At 70.9% G+C, this 20,272-nt stretch carries 16 protein-coding genes, 1 other RNA gene and 1 pseudogene; 13 read left to right on the top strand and 5 right to left on the bottom strand.

All coding sequences use genetic code 11. The annotated features are described in order from the left end of the window. Positions 1-38 precede the first annotated feature (38 nt). The 6 genes from smpB (at position 39) to dacB (ending at position 5,628) form a co-directional block, all read left to right on the top strand. On the top strand, positions 39-584 hold the full coding sequence (smpB, locus tag ADK36_RS33230; protein ID WP_048586207.1) for an SsrA-binding protein SmpB: 546 nt from the start codon (positions 39-41) through the stop codon (positions 582-584). A 113-nt stretch (positions 585-697) separates the two neighbouring features. After that, positions 698-1,084: a transfer-messenger RNA gene (gene ssrA, locus ADK36_RS45505) on the top strand. 160 nt (positions 1,085-1,244) lie between these two features. Continuing rightward, complete coding sequence (locus tag ADK36_RS33235; RefSeq protein WP_053200095.1) at positions 1,245-2,324, top strand: DUF4232 domain-containing protein; 1,080 nt, start codon at positions 1,245-1,247, stop codon at positions 2,322-2,324. A 13-nt stretch (positions 2,325-2,337) separates the two neighbouring features. Beyond that, positions 2,338-2,901, top strand: a complete 564-nt coding sequence (locus ADK36_RS33240; protein WP_053200097.1) for a hypothetical protein — start codon at positions 2,338-2,340, stop codon at positions 2,899-2,901. A gap of 77 nt (positions 2,902-2,978) precedes the next feature. Continuing rightward, entirely contained in the window at positions 2,979-3,962 is a 984-nt protein-coding gene (locus ADK36_RS33245; RefSeq protein ID WP_053200098.1) for an extracellular catalytic domain type 1 short-chain-length polyhydroxyalkanoate depolymerase, read from the top strand. A gap of 73 nt (positions 3,963-4,035) precedes the next feature. Continuing rightward, a complete protein-coding gene (gene dacB, locus ADK36_RS33250) occupies positions 4,036-5,628 on the top strand; it encodes a D-alanyl-D-alanine carboxypeptidase/D-alanyl-D-alanine endopeptidase (RefSeq protein WP_053200100.1) in 1,593 nt (530 codons plus the stop codon). Positions 5,629-5,674: 46 nt separating this feature from the next. On the opposite strand, the gene ADK36_RS33255 is transcribed toward dacB, so the two are convergent. Continuing rightward, entirely contained in the window at positions 5,675-6,520 is an 846-nt protein-coding gene (locus ADK36_RS33255; RefSeq protein ID WP_053200102.1) for an SDR family oxidoreductase, read from the bottom strand. 109 nt (positions 6,521-6,629) lie between these two features. On the opposite strand from ADK36_RS33255, the gene ADK36_RS33260 reads away from it, so the two are divergent. Then, complete coding sequence (locus tag ADK36_RS33260; RefSeq protein WP_078916659.1) at positions 6,630-7,055, top strand: winged helix-turn-helix transcriptional regulator; 426 nt, start codon at positions 6,630-6,632, stop codon at positions 7,053-7,055. Positions 7,056-7,575: 520 nt separating this feature from the next. Here ADK36_RS33260 and ADK36_RS33265 read toward each other — a convergent pair. The 3 genes from ADK36_RS33265 to ADK36_RS33275 all read right to left on the bottom strand — a co-directional run bounded on the left by ADK36_RS33265 (position 7,576) and on the right by ADK36_RS33275 (position 12,347). Then, positions 7,576-8,586: a LacI family DNA-binding transcriptional regulator gene (locus tag ADK36_RS33265; protein WP_199830298.1), complete on the bottom strand. Its 1,011-nt coding sequence runs from the start codon at positions 8,584-8,586 to the stop codon at positions 7,576-7,578. Next, a complete protein-coding gene (yicI, locus tag ADK36_RS33270) occupies positions 8,586-10,838 on the bottom strand; it encodes an alpha-xylosidase (RefSeq protein WP_053200104.1) in 2,253 nt (750 codons plus the stop codon). Before yicI ends, ADK36_RS33265 begins: the two co-directional genes overlap by 1 nt. A gap of 138 nt (positions 10,839-10,976) precedes the next feature. Next, positions 10,977-12,347 (bottom strand): MFS transporter, encoded by a 1,371-nt coding sequence (locus ADK36_RS33275; protein WP_078942599.1) that lies wholly within the window; start codon positions 12,345-12,347, stop codon positions 10,977-10,979. Positions 12,348-12,448: 101 nt separating this feature from the next. On the opposite strand from ADK36_RS33275, the gene ADK36_RS33280 reads away from it, so the two are divergent. The 4 genes from ADK36_RS33280 (at position 12,449) to ADK36_RS33295 (ending at position 18,174) form a co-directional block, all read left to right on the top strand. Continuing rightward, positions 12,449-13,438: a LysR family transcriptional regulator gene (locus ADK36_RS33280; RefSeq protein WP_048586215.1), complete on the top strand. Its 990-nt coding sequence runs from the start codon at positions 12,449-12,451 to the stop codon at positions 13,436-13,438. A gap of 469 nt (positions 13,439-13,907) precedes the next feature. Continuing rightward, entirely contained in the window at positions 13,908-14,768 is an 861-nt protein-coding gene (locus ADK36_RS33285; RefSeq protein WP_053084764.1) for a hypothetical protein, read from the top strand. Next, positions 14,768-16,966, top strand: coding sequence for a bifunctional polysaccharide deacetylase/glycosyltransferase family 2 protein (locus tag ADK36_RS33290; RefSeq protein WP_048586216.1), 2,199 nt, complete (start codon positions 14,768-14,770; stop codon positions 16,964-16,966). Before ADK36_RS33285 ends, ADK36_RS33290 begins: the two co-directional genes overlap by 1 nt. Next, complete coding sequence (locus ADK36_RS33295; RefSeq protein ID WP_048586217.1) at positions 16,963-18,174, top strand: acyltransferase family protein; 1,212 nt, start codon at positions 16,963-16,965, stop codon at positions 18,172-18,174. Before ADK36_RS33290 ends, ADK36_RS33295 begins: the two co-directional genes overlap by 4 nt. Before the next feature lie 403 nt (positions 18,175-18,577). Here ADK36_RS33295 and ADK36_RS48310 read toward each other — a convergent pair. Continuing rightward, a pseudogene (locus tag ADK36_RS48310) lies at positions 18,578-18,823 on the bottom strand (site-specific integrase); the annotation flags it as partial. Positions 18,824-18,874: 51 nt separating this feature from the next. Here ADK36_RS48310 and ADK36_RS49140 point away from each other — a divergent pair. After that, on the top strand, positions 18,875-19,147 hold the full coding sequence (locus tag ADK36_RS49140) for a hypothetical protein (protein ID WP_159391226.1): 273 nt from the start codon (positions 18,875-18,877) through the stop codon (positions 19,145-19,147). A 413-nt stretch (positions 19,148-19,560) separates the two neighbouring features. After that, a partial coding sequence (locus tag ADK36_RS33305) for a hypothetical protein (RefSeq protein WP_053200112.1) occupies positions 19,561-20,272 on the top strand: 712 nt, incomplete at its 3' end.

The following is a 20,272-nucleotide window of genomic DNA, read 5'->3' on the forward strand; positions in this document are numbered from 1 at the left end:
TCCCTAGTGCGAAAATGGACGGCACTATGAGCAAGGGAATGTACGTACCGAAGGAGTCCCAGCCCAAGCAGGGCGGGGCGGCGGCCGCGAAGGCCAGGGACGGCGAGAAGGGCGGCAAGCGCAAGATCGTCGCCCAGAACAAGAAGGCCCGGCACGACTACGCGATCATCGACACCTATGAGGCCGGCCTGGTCCTCATGGGCACCGAGGTCAAGTCGCTGCGTGAGGGTCGGACGTCGCTGACCGACGGCTTCGTCCAGATCGACCGGGGCGAGGCGTGGCTGCACAACGCCCACATCCCCGAGTACCACCAGGGCAGCTGGACCAACCACTCCGCGCGCCGCAAGCGCAAGCTCCTCCTGCACCGCGAGGAGATCGACAAGCTGGAGGCCAAGTCCCAGGAGACGGGTCACACGATCGTGCCCCTCGCGCTGTACTTCAAGGACGGCCGCGCGAAGGCCGAGATCGCTCTCGCGCGAGGCAAGAAGGAGTACGACAAGCGCCAGACCCTGCGGGAGAAGCAGGACCGGCGGGAGTCGGACCGGGCGATCGCGGCGGCGAAGCGGAAGCAGCGGGGCGGGTAGCCGGCGGGCCGGCCGGGAATACGGTGGCATCGTCGTGCGTTGGTCACGTACGATGGCACCGCACCTCACAGCGGGTGCGCATCCCTCCTCGGAGGGGATTGAAAAAACAACATGGGGATGATCGGTTTCGACAGCGGCTGTTGAAACAGGGGAAGCGTGTCGAGGAAGCGGCAATGATCTCGTTAACCATATGTCGCAACCAATAATCGCCAATTCCAAGAGCGATTCCCGCGCCTTCGCCCTCGCTGCCTAATAAGCAGTGAGTGAAGGCCCTTACGGGTGTCAGACCGGGGATGTTCCCGACCCGGACCCTGGCATAATCTAGGGAACTAAACCATCCGGCCCGGTCACGGGGTCGGATGGGAAATCAAACAGTGACTGGGCCCGTCGGCGACTTGTTCGCGTGATCGCCGGGGCCGAGAAAATCACAGCGAACTGCACACGGAGAAGCCCTGATTCTGCACCGTTGGACGCGGGTTCGATTCCCGCCATCTCCACGATCGGGAGGTTTCCGAACCTCCTCTCACCCATGTGGGCAAAGGCCCCGCCACCTCCGGGCAGCGGGGCCTTTGCCATGCCGGAATGATCTGTGACCGCGCTGTGACCGGAGCTGTGGCTTCCATCACAGCCTGGAGTGCCGCCCCCTGATGAGGTGGGCGGATGTCTACCGCCTCGCGTACCGTTCCCGCCGCATTAGCCGGTGTTCTGCTGCTCGCCGCGTGTGGTTCCCAGAGCGCCTCGCAGGGCGATGACGCGACGTGGGCTCGCGACGCCGGGGCTCCGGTCAGTGCCGCCCCGCTGTGCCCGTCGGACTACTCCCAGTACGGCGGCACGCCGCCGCCTGCCGGGGCCCAGGCGTCCGTCACCCCCTCCGGTTCGCCGACGCCGCTGCCCCTGCCCTCTCCCGACGGTCCGGGCGAGAACGGCGTGAAGGTCACCGGCCTGTACGCCTGGGGCTCGGAGTCCGGCTGCGCGGCCGACTACTCCGCCGAGTTCGAGGTCACCAACAGCGGGAGGAAGGCGGCCACTTACACGGTGACCTTCGGGTTCCGCGCGGCGTCCGGCGCTGCGGTCGACAACGTCGAGCAGACCGTCGAGGCGGTCGGGCCGGGACGGACCGTCAAGGGGGCCGTCGCCGTGGCGGAGACGGCCGGGCACGCGCCCGAGGTGTCGGGCGTCGAGGTGATCAAGGTGCGCAGCGTTCCCGCCGACCAGGCGCCGTCCGCCTCGGGGCCGTGTCCCGCGTCCGGGGTGCGCGTCTACGCGGACGAGGGGGACGCCGCGATGGGGCTGCGCGTCGTCGGACTGCATCTCGTCAACTGCGGCACCGAGAGCTATGAGCTCAACGGCTACCCGGAGCTCGAACTCCTCGACGAGGACCACGACTCCGTGGACGGTGTGCGGATCCTGAAGGGGACCGATCGGATCAGCACCGCCACCGGAGGGGGCGGCAGCCCGCAACCCCTTGTTCTGCGCCCGGGTGAGGCCGCTCAGTCGACGCTGGCGTGGCGGAACACCACCGAGGCCGGGGCCGGCGCTCCGGTGAACGCGCCGTACGTCCGTGTGCGGGCCAAGCCCGGTGCGGCCCCCGTCATGGTGGAGCCGGAACTGGACCTCGGCACGACAGGGCAGCTCGGCGTCGGACCGTGGAAGAAGGACGAGACGCACCGGGGCGCCGACACCGGGCGGCCGATGCCGCTGCCTCCGTCCACCGTCCCTCCGACGTTCCCGTCCCCGTGAACCGCCGCCCCCGATGATCGGTCTCCTCGTCCTCCTCGCGTGCGCGGTCGCGCTGTACCTGCTCGCGCACCCGCGGATCGCGCCCGGCGTCAAGGTCCTCGTCCTGACCGCGCCCCCGGTGGCCGGGGTGGTCTGGCTGCTGGACGCGGTGGCGGGAGAGACGTCCGCCGCCGTTGCCGTCGCCGCCGCGTTCGGCGTCGTACTGATCGCGCTGAGCGGGCTCCTCGGCCATCCCCGCCTGCCGCTCTGGACGAAGATGTCGGTGTTCGTCACGGTTCCGGTGGCGGCGGTGGCCTGGCTGCTCGTCGTCACGGCGGACGACACGATCAAGGACCCCGGCGAGGACCCGTGCTCCCTGTACTACGGCGGCGTCGGCGTCTCCAAGGCGTTTCCCCCGCAGGCGTACTGCCTCCACGAGGGCGGCAGCACCGACAACCTCGCGTCGGGCGCCCAGTTCGTGTTCTGGGTGTGCTTCGTGAGCAGCCTGCTGCTGCTCGGGGCCGGCCTGTGGGAGGTCGTGCGGGACCCGAGGACGTTCGTGCGGCAGTTCCGTAGGGGTACTTCGCTCTCCGAGTGAACCACCATGACGGAGGCGTCCGTTGTGGGGTCCCACTCCATATCGGCGGGTCGTTCAGGCTTCTACGGTCCCTCCGCATGACACAGACCAGAGCCGCAAGCCGTCGCATCGTCGTCCTCGCGACCCTTCTCGTCGCCCTGATCGCCGCTCTCCTCACGCCGGGCCGGGCCACGGCCGCCTCGCTCCAGGAGGGGACCGGGTTCGGCTCCAACCCCGGTGCCCTGCGCATGTTCCGGTATGTCCCCGACGGGCTGCCCGCCGGCCGGCCCGTGGTCGTCGCGCTGCACGGATGCACCCAGAACGCCTCCGGATACGGCACCGGCAGCGGCTGGCTCCAGCTCGCCGACCGCTGGGGCTTCTCCGTCGTGCTGCCGCAGCAGCAGACCGCCAACAACGCCTCGTCCTGCTTCAACTGGTTCCAGAACGGCGACATCGCGCGCGGCCAGGGCGAGGCCGCGTCCGTCGCGCAGATGGTCGACCGGCAGCTCGCCGACACCTCCGGCGACGGGGCGCGGGTGTATGCCACCGGGCTGTCCGCCGGGGGCGCGATGACCGCCGTGCTGATGGCGGCGTACCCGGAGAGGTTCGCGTCGGGCGGGATCGTCGCCGGGCTGCCGTACGGGTGTGCACAGGCCGCCGGGTCGCCGTATGTGTGCATGTACGTCGGAGCGACGCAGAGCGCGCAGCAGTGGGGGGAGCGGGTGCGTGCCGCCCGGCCCGGGTTCGCCGGGCCCTGGCCCACCCTCGTCGCCTTCCAGGGCACGGCCGACTACACCGTGAAGCCCGTCAACATGAGCGACCTGATGAAGCAGTGGACCGATGTGCACGGCGCCGACCAGGTCGCCGACGTCAGCGACAGCGTCGCCGGGTATCCGCACGAGGTCTTCCGGGACGCGGGCGGGCGCGCGGTCGTGGAGACGTACAGCGTGACCGGGATGGGGCACGGGCAGCCCGTCGATCCGGGGAGCGGGAGCGAGCAGTGCGGGAGTGCCGGGGCGTATGTCCTGGACGTGAACCTGTGTGCCGCGTATCGGATGGGGCGGGCCTGGGGGCTGGGCTGAGCCGGGCTGCGGGACGGGAGGTGCCCGGAGGTGCTCTGTCGCCGCGGGCGGTTGTCCGGGATGCTGCTGAAGCATGAGCGGACCCGTGAGAGTTTCCGGGAGAGGCTTCAACTCCCGTAGAAGAACGTGGATATGGCCCGTCGCCGTGGCGCTCGTCGCCGCTGTCCTGGGGCCCGGCGCGCAGGCCGGTGCGGACTCCGGCCGTACCGGCCTGCCGGAGGCCGTCGACACCGTCCTGGGCGATGCGCGGATGGAGGGCGGGGTGGCGAGCGTCGTGGTCGCGGACGCCGGCACCGGTGAGCTCCTCTATCAGCGTCTTCCCTCCACCCGGCTGATGCCCGCCTCCAACGCCAAGCTCGCCACCTCGGCCGCGGCCATGGAGATCCTCGGGCCGGAGTACCGGTTCACCACCGACGTCCTGGCCACCGGGCGACGGCAAGGCTCCGTGCTGCGCGGCGACCTGTACCTGCGCGGCACCGGGGACCCGACCCTGCTCGCCGAGGACTACGACGCACTGGCCGCGCGCCTGGCGGCGGCGGGCGTGAGGCGGGTGGACGGGCGGCTGATCGCCGACGACACCCGCTTCGACAGCGTGCGGCTCGGGCGCTCCTGGGCCGCCGACGACGAGTCCTCCTACTACTCCGCGCAGATCAGCGCGTTGAGCGTGGCGCCGGACACCGACTACGACACGGGGACCGTGATCGTCACGGTCGCGGCGGGGGAGGAGGCCGGAGACGAGCCGGTCGTGTCCGTCACCCCCGACACCGACTACGTCGAGGTCGACGTACGGGCCACGACCGTCGCCGCCGGCGGGGCGAACGACCTCACCGTCGAGCGGGCGCACGGCACGAACACCGTGGTGGTCAGCGGCACGACCCCGGTCGGCGGAGCCGGTGCCAAGGAGTGGGTCACCGTGTGGGAGCCCACCGGATACGCCGCCGCCGTCTTCCGGGACGCGCTCGCGGAGCACGGGGTCAGGGTGAGCGGCCCCACGCGGCTCGGGCGTCAGACACCCGCTGCGGCCGTGGAGCTGGTCTCCCATCGGTCCATGCCGCTGAAGGAACTACTCGTCCCGTTCATGAAACTCTCCAACAACATGCACGCCGAGATCCTCACCAAGGCCATGGGCCACGAGGTCTCCCGGCAGGGGAGCTGGGGCGCCGGGCTGGCCGCGATCAACGGCTACCTCAAGGGTGTGGGCGTCGACGCCGGGAAGGTGCGGCAGGTGGACGGTTCCGGGCTGTCGCGGATGAACAACTTCTCCGCCGGCCAGCTCGTCGACCTGCTCCTCGCCGTGCGCGCCGAGCCCTGGTACGCCGACTGGTACCGCTCGCTGCCCGTCGCCTGCGCCCCCGGCCGGTTCGTCGGGGGCACCCTGCGCACACGGATGTGCGGAACGCCCGCCGCGCTCAACGCCCGTGCCAAGACAGGGTCGTTGACGGGGGCGTCGGCTCTCTCCGGGTACGTCACCACCGCCGACGGACGGGAACTCGCCTACGGCATCGTCCTCAACAACTATCTGGCCTCGTCCGTGAAGGCGCTGGAGGATGCCATCGTGGTGACGCTGGCCAGGTCGACCGCCGAGGCCGCGGCGCCCGCCGCCACGCTCAGGGGCGGCGCGAACGCCGACGTCGAGTGCGCGTGGCGCAAGCCGCTTCCGTGCTGAGACGCGGGGCCGACACGTAGGGCCGCCGTGCGGCTGTGGCGTGGCGTTACGCGAAGGCATGGGCGTTGCGCCGCGCCCACCCGGCGAAGGAGCCGGCCGGGCGGCCGAGGACCCTTTCGATGTCGGGGCTGACCCGCTGTTCGGCGGGGAGCGGCTCGCCCAGGATGCCGAGCGTGCCCTCGATCACGGGCTCGGGCATGAACCGCGCCATGTGCTCGCGGGCCTGCTCACGGGTCAGCTCCACGAAGCCCACCTGCTCGCCGAGCGCCTCGGAGAGTGCCGCGGCCTGCTCGCGCGGGGTGACGGGGGCCGGCCCGGTCAGCTCGTACGTCTGCCCAAAGTGGCCCTCGTCGCGCAGGGCCACGGCGGCGACCGCGGCGATGTCCGCCGGGTCCACGACCGGCAGCGCCACGTCGGCGAACGGGGCGCTCACGGCGCGCCGCGTGCGGACGCTCTCGCTCCAGGCGTAGGCGTTGGAGGCGAAGCCGCCCGGGCGAAGGATCGTCCAGCCGAGGCCCGAGGAGCGTACGGCCTCCTCGAACTCCCGCAGGCGGCCGTGCGAAAGGGCGTCCGGGCGGGTGCCGTTGATCTGCGAGGAGAGCAGGACGACGCGCCGCACGCCGGCTTCCCTGGCGGCGGCCAGCACCTCTACGGCGGGTGCGCCGCCGCCGAGCAGCTCGCCGGCCAGCAGGAGGAACAGGGCGTCCGCGCCGTCCAGGGCGGGGCCCAGGGTGGCGGGATCGGCGAGGTCGGCGCGGACATGCCGCGCTCCCTCCGGGAGTTCGTGGGGGAGGGGACTGCGGGAGACGGCCGTCACCTTCTCGCCGGCGATGGCGAGCGCCTCGACGAGCGGACGGCCGACGTTTCCGGAGGCTCCGGTCACAGCGATCACGATGACTCCCAAAGTCGTTGACACAGGGCGGAGTTGGGCGATGTCGGCGACGCTAGCATCCTCGGTATAGTAGGTACCTAGAGGAAAGTGACTTCCCTGGAGGGACCGAATGGGCGGCGCGAGTACCGGCGTCATGGGCAGCGTCACCACGCAGGGCGGACAGGTCGACGCGGAGCGGGCGTGCCCGGTCTCCCCGGTCGTCGACCTCGTCTTCAGCCGCTGGACGACGCCGATCCTGTGGACGCTGAACGAGTTCGGCCGGCAGCGTTTCGTCGAACTCCAGCGCAACGTCGGCACCATCACGCCGAAGGTCCTGACCCAGCGGCTGCGCCAGATGGAGCGCGACGGCCTGGTCGTGCGCACCTACCACCCCGAGGTGCCGCCCCGCGTCGAGTACGAGATCAGCGCCCTCGGCCGCAGCCTGGCCCCGATCTTCGCCCACCTCGCCGACTGGTCCGTGGAGAACCTGCCGAAGGTCGAGGAGGCCAGGCGGGAGTTCGACGCGGCGGACGATCGGACGTCCTTGCCGCGGTGACGTACTGCGGGCCGGGGCGGGCGGCCTCTCGTAGCTGTCCGTTGTCGCACGACAGCGCGCCGTAGCCGCTGGTCTTGCCCCCGTGACGCACCCGACGGGTGCGTCCTCCCTTCACTCCGGGCCCCGTCCCCTCGGGGCCCGGCCCGACGAGAGCGGTCCCGGGACCGTGACTGACCGCCTCACGTCGAAGGGAGGACGCCCCAGCATGGGCGGTCACGAGGAGCAGAAACCGACTCTCGTCATGCGGCTGATCCGGCTCTTGCCGGAACGAGCGGCGCGGCACGCGAGGAGGTGGCTGCTCTGGTGGCTCACCAGGTAGCCGGATATCCCCACACGGCCTGGGGACATCCGACAGGCTCCCAGTGAGCCGGGCCCTGCTCGGAGTTAGCCGCTCCGGGTGGGGCCCACCTGCTCTGGTGGGGGCATCCGCCTGAGTACAGCTTCAGGTCCCGGACGGCGCCCTCTCCGCGTCCAAGTACAGCACACAGGCCCCCCACCCGGCACCACGATCAGCGACAGTTCACGCGACCGCCCGCTGTGCCGTGCTCCCCCGTTCCGTCATCCTCGGCGACAGCGACGTCGCCTCCGGTACGGGCTTTCCGTCCAGCTTCCTCATCAGCAGCTCCACCGCCCGCGCCCCCACCTCGTCGGCGGGCAACGCGATCGACGTCACCGGCACCCGCAGCGACGCGGCGAGCTCGTCCGGACAGATCGCGGTGACCGACAGGTCGGCCGGCACCCGCAGCCCCAGCTCCTCGAACGCGTCGATCAGCGGCTCCAGGGCCGCCTCGTTGTGGACGACGACGCCGGTCAACGCGGGCTGCTCCCGCAGCAGTTGTGCGGCGACCGCGCGTGCCGCCGCGGGCGTGGGCTCGCACGGGTGGACGGCGGAGGTGAGCCGTCCCCGGTCGGCGGCGGCCGTGAAGCCCTGCACCACCCGCTGGGCGAACGCCGTCCCCCGTACGTACACCTCCGGCGGCGACCCCACCAGCGCCACCACCCGGTGGCCGAGCCGCGCCAGATGCTCCACGCACGCCTCACCCGCCGCCTTGAAATCAAGGTCGATGCAGGTCAGGCCCTTCGAATCGGCCGGGAAGCCGATCATCACCGACGGCCGGTCCAGGCCGCGTAACAGTGCCAGGCGCGGATCGTCCAGCTGCACGTCCATGACGATCAGCCCGTCCACCAACGCCATGTCCACGACCCGCCGCAGCCCCTCCTCGCCCTCCTCCTGGGTCAGCAGCAGCACGTCATGGTCGTAGCGCCGGGCCGTCGTCACCGCCGACACCGCGAACCGCATCACCACCGGCACGTTGATGCCCGCCCGCAGCGGCACCACCATCGCCAGCACCTTCGACCTGCCGCCGGCCAGGGCGCGGGCGCCGGCGTGCGGGCGGTAGCCCAGCCGACGGACGGCCTCCTCGACGCGGCGCCGGGTCTCCGCGGAGATCGGGCGCTTGCCGCTCAGCGCGTACGACACGGTGCTGGGGGAGACACCGGCGTGCCGCGCCACATCCGTGATCTTCACCATCAGCCCAGCTCCAGGGAGAGAAACCCGGTCCCCGCCTGCGCCCGGGCCTCCCGCCCGCCCGCAGCCAGCCCCCAGGGCGCGGCCGGGTCACCGCAGGACGCCCGCAGCGTGTCCCCTTCCCGTGCGACCGTGAAGACCACGTCCCCGACCCGCACCGTCCGCCGCTCGCCCCGCTCCAAGCCGTACGCCCGTAGTGTCACCCCGTCGGCATGGTCGTAGTCGGGCCGGTCGTCCACCGCGCCCACCGGGATCACCGCACCCGGCCGGACCAGCAGCGGCACGCTGGTGAAGTCGTGCTGCTCGCGCACCCAGCGCGGGCCGGTCACCGTCCGCCCGCCGAGGAAGTGGGTCCAGGTGCCCTCGGGGACGTAGTAGGTCACCTCCCCCTCGTCGCTGAAGACGGGGGCCACCAGCAGGTCGGGGCCGAGCATGTACTGCCGCTCCAGATGCGCGCAGCCGGGGTCGTCCGGGAACTCCAGCACCATCGCCCGCATCATCGGCACGCCCTCGGTGTGGGCGGTGCGGGCGGCCTCGTAGAGGTAGGGCATCAGGCGCAGCTTGAGGTGCGTGAACTGGCGGGCCACGTCCACCGACTCCTCGTCGAACAGCCACGGCACCCGGTACGACGACGACCCGTGCAGCCTGCTGTGCGAGGACAGCAGGCCGAACGCCAGCCAGCGCTTGAACAGCGCGGGCGTCGGCGTGCCCTCGAAGCCGCCGATGTCATGGCTCCAGTAGCCGAAGCCGGACAGTCCGAGCGAGAGACCACCGCGCAGCGACTCCGCCATCGACTCGTACGTGGCCTCGCAGTCGCCGCCCCAGTGCACCGGGAACTTCTGGCTGCCGGCCGTCGCCGAGCGCGCGAAGAGCACCGCCTCCTCCTCGCCCCGGTGCTTGCGCAGCACGTCGAAGACGGTGCGGTTGTAGAGGTACGTGTAGTAGTTGTGCATCCGCTCCGGGTCGGAGCCGTCGGACCACGCCACGTCGAGCGGCACCCGCTCGCCGAAGTCGGTCTTGAAGCAGTCGACGCCCTGCGCGAGCAGCGCCTCCAGCTTGGCGGCGTACCAGTCGCGGGCGGCGGGGAGGGTGAAGTCGACCAGCGCCATGCCCGGCTGCCACAGATCCCACTGCCAGATGCTCCCGTCCGGCCGCTTCAGCAGGTACCCCAGCGCCTTGCCCTCCGCGAACAGCGGGGAGCGCTGCGCGATGTACGGGTTGATCCAGACGCAGATCCGCAGGTCCTTCGCCTTCAGCCGGGCCAGCATCCCCTCCGGGTCCGGGAAGACGCGCGGGTCCCACTGGAAGTCGCACCAGTTGAACTCGCGCATCCAGAAGCAGTCGAAGTGGAAGACGGACAGCGGCAGTTCGCGCTCGCGCATACCGTCCACGAACGACGTCACGGTCTCCTCGTCGTACGACGTCGTGAAGGACGTCGACAGCCACAGGCCGAAGGACCACGCGGGCGGGAGGGCGGGGCGGCCGGTCAGGGCCGTGTACTTGCGGAGGATGTCCTTCGGGGTCGGGCCGTAGATGACGTAGTACGTCAACTCCTGTGTCTCCGCGCTGAACTGCACCCGGGACACGACCTCCGAGGCCACCTCGAAGGAGACCTTGCCCGGGGTGTCGACGAAGACGCCGTAGCCCGCGTCGGTCAGGAAGAACGGCACGTTCTTGTACGCCTGCTCGCTGCACGTGCCGCCGTCGGCCTGCCAGATGTCGACGACCTGCCCGTTCTTCACCAGCGGGCCGAAGCGCTCGCCGAGGCCGTAGACGGACGTACCGACACCGAGGCGCAGCTGCTCGCGCAGATAGTGCGCCCCGCTCGCGTCCCGCATGATGCCCATGCTCTTGGGGCCGCTGGAGGTGAGGGTGCGGCCGCCGGCCAGGAAGTCGACCTGCCAGGAGCCGGCGCGGGCGACGCGGACCGAGAGCGCGCCGGAGGTGAGGGTCGCGTGCTCGTCGTCGTACGAGATCTGCGCGGCGGGCTCCGCCGACTCGGTGAGTTCGAACTCGGGGCCGCGGGGCTGCTCGCCGCTGAAGTGCGTCAGGGTCAGTCCGATGACGTCGGGCATCGGCGTGTGGGCGTTGATCGTCATGACGGGTCCCGTCATCAGGTCGCCGCGCGTGCGGATGGGCCGGGTCGGCGCGTGGATCTCCAGTGCGCCGTCCGACTCGGTGACGTCGAGGACTGCGGCGGGGTGGGCCGCGGTGACGCCTTCGCGCAGCAGCCAGTAGCCGTCGGTGAACTTCATGTGGGGGTCCCTTACCGCGTCTGGTCCTGTCGAATCGTTTCGATCAACAACGTCGAAGCGCTTCGACTGGCGAAGGTATGTGCGGCCTGAGGGTGAGTCAATGGGGCGGCGCGGGAATGGTTCCTGCCTCGCGCTCCTTCAGGGCGTTGCCGCGAGGGCGATGAGCAGTGCCGCCGCCGCTGCCGTGAGCGGTGTTCCGTAGGCGGCGGCCGGCGAAAGGTGCTCCACTACCCAGCCTCCGGCCGCGCTGCCGCACGCGATCCCGCCGAGCAGGGCGGTCACCGCGAGGGTCATGCCCTCGTTGAGGCGGCCGTCCGGGGTGCGCCGCTGCACCAGGGCCATGTTGGTGATCATGGTCGGGGCCGTGGCCATGCCGGCGACCAGCAGGGCGACGGCCAGCAGGGCGAGCGAGCCGGTGAGGGACGCGGCGAGCAGGGGCAGCGTCAGCAGCGCGGTCATCGCCGCTATGCACCAGGGGTAGCGGCGCTCGGCGGGGCCAAAGAGCCTGAGCCGGCCGTACAGCAGGCCCGCCGCACAGGACCCGGCCGCCTGGAGCGCGAGCACCGCACCCGCCGCCGTACGGTGGCCCTGTGCGTCCGCGAACGCGAGGGTGACGACCTCCGTCGCCCCGAACACGGCGCCCATGGCGAGGCAGACGGCCAGCAGCGGGGGCATGCCGGGGGCGCGCAACGGCGACTTCACGGCCGTACGGTCGCGCACACCCGTGGGGTCCCGGGGCGGCGTCGGCGGCTCGGTCGACCGCTGCGCCGCGAAGGCCAGCACGCCCGCCACCAGGAGCACCACCCCGACCAGCGTCCCCGCCTCCGGGAACAACGTCCCGCACAGGAAGGCCGCCAGTGCCGGCCCCAGCATGAAGCACAGCTCGTCGGCCGCCTGCTCGAAGGAGTTCGCGGTGTGCAGGGACTCGGCGTCGCCCTTCAGCAGATGGGCCCAGCGGGCGCGGGACATGCCGCCGGTGTTGGGGGTGGTCGCGGTGGCGGCGTACGCGGCGAAGAGGGTCCAGGCCGGGGCGTCGTAGCGCACGCACAGCAGCAGCGCGAGGCTGCCCAGCGCCGCGGCGAGCGTGGCGGGTACGGCGACCCGGGCCTGTCCGTACCGGTCGACGAGCCGCGCGGTCCAGGGGGCGACCAGCGCGGTCGCCGCGAGGCCGGTCGCGGTGACGGCGCCGGCGAGGGCGTACGAGCCCCGGGTGCCGGCGATCATCACGACCGCGCTCACGCTGAACATGCCCATGGGCAGGCGGGCCACCAGGTTCGCGAGAGTGAAGGCGCGCGTGCCGGGGTGGGCGAAGAGCCGCCGGTACGGGCCGGGCGGGCGGCTCCTCGTGCGGGCCCCGAAGTCGACGGCGACGAGGGTGTCGGCGGTGACGGTGAGCAGAGGGGCGTTCGGGGCGCCATGGGTGTTATGGGTGTTTGAGGCATTCAGGCTGTTCGGGGCGTTCGGGGTGTTCAGGGTGTTCGGTGCTTTCGTGGAAGGCGGTTGCGGCATGGATCCACCGTCGCCCGGAGTGGATCACGGGGTCCAACACCTGCTCGGCGCGGATTCACGCATCTGTGTTGTAAGGCGTGGCTGAGTTGTAGGTTCCCCACATGCCCGCTCCCGCGTCCGGTCCCGCTCCCGCCCACCTCGACCCCCGCCTCCTGCGCGCCTTCCTCGCCGTGGCGGGGGAGCTCCACTTCACGCGTGCCGCTGCACGGCTGTACGTCGCCCAGCAGGCGCTCAGCCGGGACATACGGCGACTGGAGCGGGAGTTGGGTGCCGAGTTGTTCGTACGGACGACCCGGCAGGTCACGCTGACGGCCGACGGTGAACGGCTGGTGCCGTACGCGCGCCGAGCCCTCCAGGCCCAGGACGATCTGCTCGCCGCCTTCGGCCAGGCGCGCGCCCTGCTGGTGGACCTCAACTCACCGGGGCTGGGCACCCCGCGCCGCGTCCTGCACCGGGCCCGCGAACTCGCCCCCGAACACGAGCTGATGGCCCGCTACGAGAGCGGCCTGACCTGGGCGGCCGGCGAGATGGTCGCGGGCCGGCTGGACGCGTCCTTCGGCCGGTTCGCGGGGCTGGACCCGGCGCTGCGGGCGGACCTCGACCATCAGCCGGTCCGCTACGAGCCCATGGCGATCCTGCTCCCCGAGGACCATCAGCTGGCGGCGCTGGACGCGGTGCCGCTCGCCGCCCTCGCGGGGCAGACCGTCTACGCCGGGGCGGGCAACCCCCGTACGCCGGAGTGGACCGATCTCGCGCACCGGCTGTTCGACGGCCGGGGCATCGAGGTCGCGGCGCCGGCTCCGCTCGCCGTGGGGGACGAGGAGTTCCAGCGGATCATGGCCAAGACGCGGACCCCCGTCCTCGTCGTCGTGGACTTTCCGGCCATGCCCCGGACCGTGCTGCGTCCCTTGATCGATCCGGTGCCCCTGTCACCTGTTTCGCTGGTGTGGCGAAAGGGCTTGGCGCACCCCGCGTTCGACGCCCTTCGACGGGCTGCTGCCCAGGTCACGGCCGAGGAGGGCTGGCTGCGCAGGCCCCCGGACGGGTGGGTTTCGGCCATCGATTCGGCCACCATGGGCGCGCACAATTGACACGCGGCAACCACGAAACCTCCGCGTGCGCTACATTCTTGCCCTGAGCACGATGTGGTAATGGGGGGCGCTCGGCCGGGTGGGGGCTCGGTACGACGACGAGTGCTCAGAGTCGTACGCGCACCCGGAACGGTCCCGTGGGGGGATGTGCGTGCGCGTGAAGAAGTGGCGAGAAGACGCCCAACCGGAGTGGCCCGAGAGTGCATCGGGCTCCGGAGGCGGTTCTTCCGCGGGGGGCTCCCGGGGTGACACCCAGGCCTTCCCGGCGACCGGGGTGGTCGGCGTGCCTGGTGTGCCCGGTCAGGGCCATCGCTCCCGATCCGAAACAAGGGAGACGGAGATACACCACGGTGGCCGGCGTGCGTCCTGGGACGCCGACGAGACAGAGGTCCTGAGAGGCGGTCCCGGGGCGCCCGCGCCCAGGTCCGGGTCCGCGTCCGGGTTCGCTTCCGACGCCGACGAGACCGCGGTGCTTCCGGCGGTCGGGGGGACCGACGGCTGGTCGGCCTTCGAGCGGCCGTCGGCCCGGAGGAACGAGGGCGGGTTCCCCGCCCGCGACCCGTGGAGCGAGCCCGAGGAGCCGGAGGAGTCCGTGCGGCCCGGCGCGACCCACGATCCGCACGAGGTCACCGTCCAACTCGACGGCGTAGGCGTACAGCTCGACAACATGCTGCGCGCGGCCAAGGACGCCCCGGGCGGCGGCGAGAGCTCCGACGGACCGGTGTTCGTCGACGAGTCGGGCCGCCGCAGCCGCCGCTTCCGCCGGATCGGCATGGCCGTGGCCCTCGCCTGCGCCGTCTACGCCGTGGTCATCGTCGCCACCGTGCTGTCCGGCAACTCCGACGCGCCCTGGCTGCCCGTGGAAGGCCCCAAGGAGCAGCCGGCCGGCCAGGTCGACACCCCGCCGCTGCCCGCGGAGTCGGCACCGGTGTCCTCCGGCACGGGCGACGTCTCGCCGGGGACCTCGCCGACGGCCGACCCCGGTACGACCGCGTCCCCGGGCGCCGACGCGACCGCGCCCGGCGCGTCGGCCGGCGCCGAGGACCCGGGAGCGTCCGCCGACCCGAAGCCGAGCGCCACGAAGCCCACCACGAACCCGGACACGGACCCCACCCCGGACCCCGATCCGACCGTCGAACCCACCGTGACCGACCCCGACCCGACCCCGACGGACGGCGGCGGCCCCACCGAGGAGCCGACCGACACCCCGACCATCGACGAACCCGGCACCGGCACGGTCGCCGACGGTCCGAGCGACCCGTCGCCCGTCGCGCAGGAGCCGGTCGACACCGTCGCCGCCCCTGCCCCGTCCCCGGAGTACACCCTCTGATGGCATCCCGCACCCGCCGTCACGGGCCCGCGAAGGGGGCCCCCGACGGCTCCCGGCGCCGCCGCGTGCCCATGCGCCTGTTGTTGCCCTGTCTCGTGCTCGTCGCGTTGATGGCGATGCTGATGCTGCGGGGGTATGTCCACAGCGAGATCCTGGCCGACTACCGCGTACGGCCCGCCGCGGCAAACGACAAGGTGCCGCAGGAGATCCTCAAGGGCGGCCCCGTCATCGACACCCGCGGTGGCGACCCCGCCACGTTGGGCGTACCGGACAACAGCGTGGTCCTCACCTTCGACGACGGCCCGGACCCCGAGTGGACGCCGAAGGTCCTGGACGTCCTGAAGCGGAACGACGCGCACGCCGTCTTCTTCATCACCGGGACGATGGCCTCCCGCTACCCGGACCTCGTCCAGCGCATGGTGGACGAGGGGCACGAGATCGGTCTGCACACCTTCAACCACCCCGACCTCTCCTACCAGTCCAAGAAACGCGTCGACTGGGAGCTCTCCCAGAACCAGCTCGCGCTCGCGGGCGCGGTCGGCATCCGCAGCTCCCTGTTCCGGCCCCCGTACTCGTCCAAGTCCGAGAACATGGACAACAACTCCTGGCCGGTCACCGAGTACATCGGCAGCCGCGGCTACATCACGATCGTCAACGACACCGACAGTGAGGACTGGCGCAAGCCGGGTGTCGAGGCCATCATCCGCAACTCCACGCCCAAGCCCGGCAAGGGCGCGATCGTCCTGATGCACGACTCCGGCGGCGACCGGCACCAGACGGTCCAGGCGCTGGACCGGCTCATCCCCCGACTCCAGGGGAAGGGCTACGAGTTCCAGAACCTCACCGAGGCCCTGAACGCCCCCAGCGCGCACACCCGTGTCACCGGCCTCGACCTGTGGAAGGGCAAGGCATGGGTCGTCCTGGTCGGCGCCTCCGACAACGTCACGGCGATTCTGGTCGTCGGCCTCGCCGCCATCGGCTCCCTCGTCATCGCCCGCTTCGGGCTGATGCTGCTGCTGTCCGCGATGCACGCCCGCCGCACCCGCCGCCAGGACTTCAGCTGGGGCCCGAACGCCCCGGTCACCGAACCGGTCTCGGTGCTGGTTCCGGCGTACAACGAGGCCAAGTGCATCGAGAACACCGTGCGGTCCCTGATGCGCAGCGAGCACCCCATCGAGATCATCGTCATCGACGACGGCTCCAGCGACGGCACGGCCCGCCTGGTGGAGTCCATGGGGCTGCCGAACGTCCGCGTCGTCCGCCAGCTCAACGCGGGCAAGCCCGCGGCGTTGAACCGCGGCATGGCGAACGCCCGCTACGACCTGATCGTGATGATGGACGGCGACACGGTCTTCGAGCCGTCCACGGTCCGTGAACTCGTCCAGCCCTTCGCGGACCCGCGCGTCGGCGCGGTCGCGGGCAACGCCAAGGTCGGCAACAAGGACACCCTCATCGGCGCCTGGCAGCACATCGAGTACGTGATGGGCTTCAACCTGGACCGCCGTATGTACGACGTTCTGCAGTGCATGCCCACCATCCCCGGCGCGGTCGGAGCCTTCCGGCGCTCGGCCCTGGAACGGGTCGGCGGCATGAGCGACGACACCCTCGCCGAGGACACCGACATCACCATGGCGATCCATCGCGACGGCTGGCGCGTGGTGTACGCCGAGAAGGCCCGGGCCTGGACCGAGGCCCCCGAGTCGGTCCAGCAGCTCTGGTCCCAGCGCTACCGCTGGTCCTACGGCACCATGCAGGCGATCTGGAAGCACCGCAAGGCGCTCGTGGACCGGGGCCCCTCGGGCCGCTTCGGGCGGGTGGGCCTGCCCTTGGTGTCCCTCTTCATGGTTCTGGCACCGCTGCTGGCCCCGCTGATCGACGTCTTCCTCATCTACGGCCTGATCTTCGGCCCCACGGAGAAGACGATCCTGGCCTGGTTCGGCGTCCTCGCCATCCAGGTGGTCTGTGCGGCCTACGCGTTCGTCCTGGACCGCGAGCCCCTGACCCCGCTCATCTCGCTCCCGCTCCAGCAGATCCTCTACCGCCAGCTCATGTACGTCGTCCTCCTCCAGTCCTGGATCACCGCCCTCACCGGCGGCCGACTGCGCTGGCAGAAGCTGCGGCGCAAGGGCGGGGTGTCCGCCCCGCCGACCGTTCCGGCCCAGCGTCGGCAGATCATGGACGAGAGGCCGGTCCGATGAACCCTCGCTCACCGGCGACCGCTCCGCCGTCCGACGCACCGGCCCCGGTCCAGGCGGAGACGTCCGAGCCGGCCCGCAAAGCCCCGGTACGCGACCGCTACTTCGACCTCCTGCGCGCCCTCGCCCTCTTTCGCGTGGTCCTCTACCACCTGACGGGCTGGGCCTGGCTGCCCCTGGTGTTCCCCTCCATGGGCGTGATGTTCGCCTTGGCCGGCAACCTGATGGCCCGCTCCCTGAAGCGCCCGCCCGTACAGGTCATCAGGAGCCGCATACGTCGCCTCCTGCCCCCGCTGTGGCTGCTGGGCGTGGTCGGCGTCACCGGCATGGTGATCCAGGGCTGGGGCCCGGACGCGGACGGTCACCCGGGCTGGTGGTGGATCCACCTCGCCTACTGGGTCGTCCCGCTCAGCGACCCGCCGTACGCCGAAGGCCTCCCCGGCATCCACGGCTTCATCGGTGAGAACTGGGCAACCGACCTCGCGGGACCGCTCTGGTACATCCGCGCCTATCTCTGGTACGTCCTGCTCTCACCGTTCCTGCTGAAGGCCCTGCGCGCGATGCCGCTGGTCACGCTCCTCGCGCCGCTCGCGCTGTCGGCGGCCTTCGAACAGGGCTACCTCAACCTCCCCGGCGAGCGGATCCCCTCCGCCCTCACGGACTTCAGCACTTTCGGCGCCTGCTGGATCCTCGGCATGGCCCACCAGGAGGGCATCCTGCGGCGGTTGCCGCGCTATGTCGTGCCCTCCGTCGCGCCGATCTTCGCCGCAGTCGGGCTCTGGTACGCCCTGAACCACGACTTCGGCGAGGGCAACGACCTGGACAGCATGCCGCTGGCCCAGGCCCTGTGGTCCTTCGGCACGGTGCTGCTGCTCCTGCACATCAGTCCGTCCTGGTCCGAGTGGCCCCGCCGCCTGCGCCGCTGGGACCGGCTGATCACCCTGCTCAACTCCCGCGCGGTGACGATCTACCTCTGGCACAACACCTGCATCCTCATCGCCGCGACGATGTGGGACCAGCTGTGGGGCATCGACGTGATGTGGATGCACTTCTCCTGGCTCCTGGAGAGCCCGTGGCCGGTGCTGGCGTTCACCTGGGTGCTCATCGGAAGCTGCATCGTGTGGTTCGGGTGGGCCGAGGATCTGGCGGCGAAGAGAAAGCCGCAGTTGTGGCCGGACGGTGGGCGCAAGAGGCGTACCCACGCCAGGTAGCGGGGACTGGCCGCCGGTGTCGTGAACCGGCGGCCAGGGATCCGCGTCACCCGATCGCGATGCGCGTCCGCCAGTAGCTCGCCGGAGCGATGATCTCCGTGCCGGACCCGGGAACGACAGTGCTCGGGCCGCCCGAGTAGAAGCGCACCGATCCGTCGGACCGCACACCCCAGATATCGGGAGTGGTGCCTGCGTCGCCGTTCGCGTCCGGGGTGCCCATCAGCAGCGGGAAGTCGCTGACCGCCCAGCCGGCGGCGCCGTACTCGCTGTCCGCACCTCCGGCCGAACTCCCGGCGTTGCCCAGGGAGGCGAGACCGACTCCCCCTCCGGAGGCGGCGATGCCCTTGCGGAGCTGGAGCTTGCCCGACGTGTCGGACCGGTAGACGAGGTCGGTGACACCGTCGGTGTGGAGGGCGAGTTCGAACAGCGCGTGCAGCCGGTGGTCCTGGGCGGCGGTGAGGAATTGCCGGGCTTCTTCGGCGGTGAGGAGTTCGAAGCGTCGGGGGCGTGGGGTGCCGGTGCGGACGTTGCGGGCGACGTTGCGCGGAATCTCTTCCTCGCGGACGGCGTGTTCCAGGGCGGACTTGAGGACGGAGTGGATGTAGGTGAGCGTCAGCGGGGAGAGCAGCTTGTGGCAGCACTGGCCGGCGGGGAGGGGCATGTAACCCTCGTCGATCTATCCCTTTCTCTCTGTCACGCGATGAGCCGACTCTCGTCAGGAGAGGATGCAGCGATCGGTTTCACGGAAGATGATGAAGTCATCCGCTTGCGGCGCGAGGATGGTCTAGTTGAAATTACGTCCTCGAAGCATCAGTGGCGGGTCTCCGTGGAACGGGAAGGGCTTGTGGGTGCTTTCGGCGACTTTCTGCGAGAGGTGCATGCCTGTCTGGCGGAAAATGTCTCTGGACTGGCCGATAACCCGGTAATTAAGCGGTTCTCGCCAGAGTGGCCGGATTCGACGCCAAGCGAATAGAGGGTGAAATGACAGGGGTCCCACTGGAATTTTCCAGCGGGACCCCTGCGTTGTTTGACGGCAACGTCAGCGGACGAGCGGTGCGGCAGGCGACTCGTCAGGAGGTTCCTCGGTGTGGCCCAGGGAGGGCACCGGCTTCGAGGTCCTGGACATGCTCGACGGCACAGGGGCAGGGCTCACCGGCCCAACCGCGTACACAGTGGCCCGATACACCCGGCGGTGACCGACAGAACGGAAAACGGCACCAGACACATCGTCCCCGTGGCAAGGCTCCCCCAAGATCCCGTGAACCCCACCGACCGAGGTTCCCGACTGTCAGACCCCCGTGGAACACTGATCGCGTTGCGGAAGTGAACGGGGCGGCCCCATGTGGCCGGGCGGGCCTGGGTGGCCGTAGGGGGAGCGGGGTACTGATGAGCAAGCGCCAAGTGCAGAAGATGCTGCAGCTGATGGCGAGCGGGGAGCCGGTCGAGCTCACCAGCCCCCTGGCCTCGGTGAAGAAGCTCGCCACGCTCGCCTTCATCGCCCAGCAGTTCGGGTACGAGTACATGGACGTGAGGCAGAGCGGCAGTCGCAACAACGCGCTCGTCATGCTGATCGCGCCCGACCCGAGCCCCCAGGCCCGGGCCCGCGCCGCGCAGAACTGGGCGCAGTATCCGAACGCCGGCGACGGGGTCTCCGTACCGCCCCTGATCCCCGACGCCTTCGAACTGCTCAAGGCCCGCATCAACTTCGACCTCACCGGCAAGAACGCCGAGAAGCGGATGGGTTACGCGGCCATCGGCCTCACCATCGGCGCGGTGATCCTCGGGCTGCGGCTCGGCGGGGACGGCTCCGCCTGGGTCGCCGCGTTCCTCACCTGGGCGTTCTTCATGGCGATCGTCGGCATCGGCTTCGCCGTGACCCGCAAGCGCAACGCCAAGTTCGCGGCGCGCCTCCAGGCCGCCGGGTTCATGCCGATCACCGACCAGGCAGGGCGGGTGCGCTATCTGCCGCCCGGCGCGCAGATGCCGGGGCAGGCCCCAGGGCAGTTCCCGGGGCAGGCCCCGGGGCAGATCCCAGGGCAGCAGAACTCCTTCGCCGGCGGCCCCTACGGAAACCAGCCCCCGCCCGCCGCCCCCGCCG

This window comes from Streptomyces viridochromogenes (assembly GCF_001270495.1).
GTDB classification, from domain to species: domain Bacteria; phylum Actinomycetota; class Actinomycetes; order Streptomycetales; family Streptomycetaceae; genus Streptomyces; species Streptomyces viridochromogenes_A.